Raw genomic sequence first — 2,500 nt, forward strand, 5'->3', positions numbered from 1 at the left:
AATACCCTAGTGGCGGACGGGTGAGTAACGCGTGAGAATCTAGCTTCAGGTCGGGGATAACAGAGGGAAACCGCTGCTAATACCGGATGAACCTACGGGTAAAAGATTAATTGCCAGAAGATGAGCTCGCGTCCGATTAGCTAGTTGGTAGGGTAATGGCCTACCAAGGCGGCGATCGGTAGCTGGTCTGAGAGGACGATCAGCCACACTGGGACTGAGACACGGCCCAGACTCCTACGGGAGGCAGCAGTGGGGAATTTTCCGCAATGGGCGAAAGCCTGACGGAGCAATACCGCGTGAGGGAGGAAGGCTCTTGGGTTGTAAACCTCTTTTCTCAAGGAAGAAGCAATGACGGTACTTGAGGAATCAGCATCGGCTAACTCCGTGCCAGCAGCCGCGGTAATACGGAGGATGCAAGCGTTATCCGGAATGATTGGGCGTAAAGCGTCCGCAGGTGGCAATGCAAGTCTGCTGTCAAAGGCTGGGGCTTAACTCCAGACAGGCAGTGGAAACTGCATCAGCTAGAGTGCGGTAGGGGCAGAGGGAATTCCCGGTGTAGCGGTGAAATGCGTAGAGATCGGGAAGAACACCAGTGGCGAAAGCGCTCTGCTGGACCTGCACTGACACTCAGGGACGAAAGCTAGGGGAGCGAATGGGATTAGATACCCCAGTAGTCCTAGCCGTAAACGATGGATACTAGGTGTTGTGAGTATCGACCCTCACAGTGCCGCAGCTAACGCGCTAAGTATCCCGCCTGGGGAGTACGCACGCAAGTGTGAAACTCAAAGGAATTGACGGGGGCCCGCACAAGCGGTGGAGTATGTGGTTTAATTCGATGCAACGCGAAGAACCTTACCAGGGCTTGACATGTCCGGAACCTTTGGGAAACCAGAGGGTGCCTTCGGGAGCCGGAACACAGGTGGTGCATGGCTGTCGTCAGCTCGTGTCGTGAGATGTTGGGTTAAGTCCCGCAACGAGCGCAACCCTCGTTTTTAGTTGCCAGCATTCAGTTGGGCACTCTGAAGAGACTGCCGGTGACAAACCGGAGGAAGGTGGGGATGACGTCAAGTCAGCATGCCCCTTACGTCCTGGGCTACACACGTACTACAATGCTTCAGACAAAGGGCAGCTAGCCAGCGATGGTCTGCTAATCCCATAAACTGAGGCTCAGTTCAGATCGCAGGCTGCAACTCGCCTGCGTGAAGGCGGAATCGCTAGTAATCGCAGGTCAGCATACTGCGGTGAATACGTTCCCGGGCCTTGTACACACCGCCCGTCACACCATGGGAGCTGGCCATGCCCGAAGTCGTTACTCCAACCTGCAAAGGAGGAGGACGCCGAAGGTGGGGCTGGTGACTGGGGTGAAGTCGTAACAAGGTAGCCGTACCGGAAGGTGTGGCTGGATCACCTCCTTTTTAGGGAGACCTACTGTGACATTTGAACATCATATTTCAAAATAATAGTTCAAAGGGCAGTTATCCCAAGGTCGAGCGAGAGTAAAAGTGTGTGAAAAATTTCGGCTTTCAAACTATGATTCGGTTCGATTAGTGGGCTATTAGCTCAGGTGGTTAGAGCGCACCCCTGATAAGGGTGAGGTCCCTGGTTCAAGTCCAGGATGGCCCACCTAAATAACGTACCTAAATAACGTAAGCTAACCGAGTTACAGCCAGCTTTGCAAAGTTTGCTTGCCTAACAATTAGCTCAAATGAGAACAGAATTCAGCACCTAATCCACTGGGAGTGGAAAGTATGCTGGATGTCTTTCCAGCCAGAACCTTGAAAACTGCATAGCAACTGTCAAATGTTTTGATTAAACGTGGTAATACACGTTTGATGCAAAGCAGGTAGACACCAATGATTTGCAATTAGTTGGGGAAATTTTTCCTCAAAATAATTACCAAACTTGATGTGGTCAAGCTACAAAGGCTGATGGTGGATACCTTGGCACACAGAGGCGAAGAAGGACGTGGCGACCGACGAAACGTTCCGGGGAGCTGGAAGCAAGCATTAGATCCGGAAATATCCGAATGGGGCAACCCCTTGTACTGCCTGTCCAATCCATAAGCAGGTCAGAGCCAACCCAGCGAATTGAAACATCTTAGTAGCTGGAGGAAAAGAAATCAATCCGAGATTCCCCTAGTAGCGGCGAGCGAAGCGGGAAAAGCCTAAACCTACCAGTATATCTAGTAGGGGTAGTGGGACAGCGAGGTGGGACTGTCAAAATTAGACGAAGCAGCCGAACACTGCACCAGAGAAGGTGAAAGTCCTGTAGTCAAAAATGGCAACAGCCCTAGCTGAATCCCGAGTAGCACGGGGCACGTGAAATCCCGTGTGAATCCGCCGAGACCACTCGGTAAGGCTAAATACTCCTGTGTGACCGATAGCGAACCAGTACCGCGAGGGAAAGGTGAAAAGAACCCCGGAAGGGGAGTGAAACAGAACATGAAACCATCAGCCATCAAGCAGTGGGAGGACGATTAAACGTCTGACCGCGTGCCTGT

At 52.1% G+C, this 2,500-nt stretch carries 1 tRNA gene and 2 rRNA genes (1 of these 3 cut by a window edge); all 3 read left to right on the forward strand.

Annotated elements, in window-relative coordinates:
- A 16S ribosomal RNA gene (locus tag H6G03_RS37080) occupies positions 1-1,415 on the forward strand; the annotation flags it as partial.
- A 134-nt stretch (positions 1,416-1,549) separates the two neighbouring features.
- Positions 1,550-1,623: transfer RNA gene (locus tag H6G03_RS37085), tRNA-Ile, on the forward strand.
- Between the two features lie 286 nt (positions 1,624-1,909).
- Positions 1,910-2,500 (forward strand): 23S ribosomal RNA (locus H6G03_RS37090); it runs 2,310 nt beyond the window's last position.

It is taken from the genome of Aerosakkonema funiforme FACHB-1375, assembly GCF_014696265.1.
In the GTDB taxonomy this organism is placed as follows: Bacteria; Cyanobacteriota; Cyanobacteriia; order Cyanobacteriales; family Aerosakkonemataceae; genus Aerosakkonema; species Aerosakkonema funiforme_A.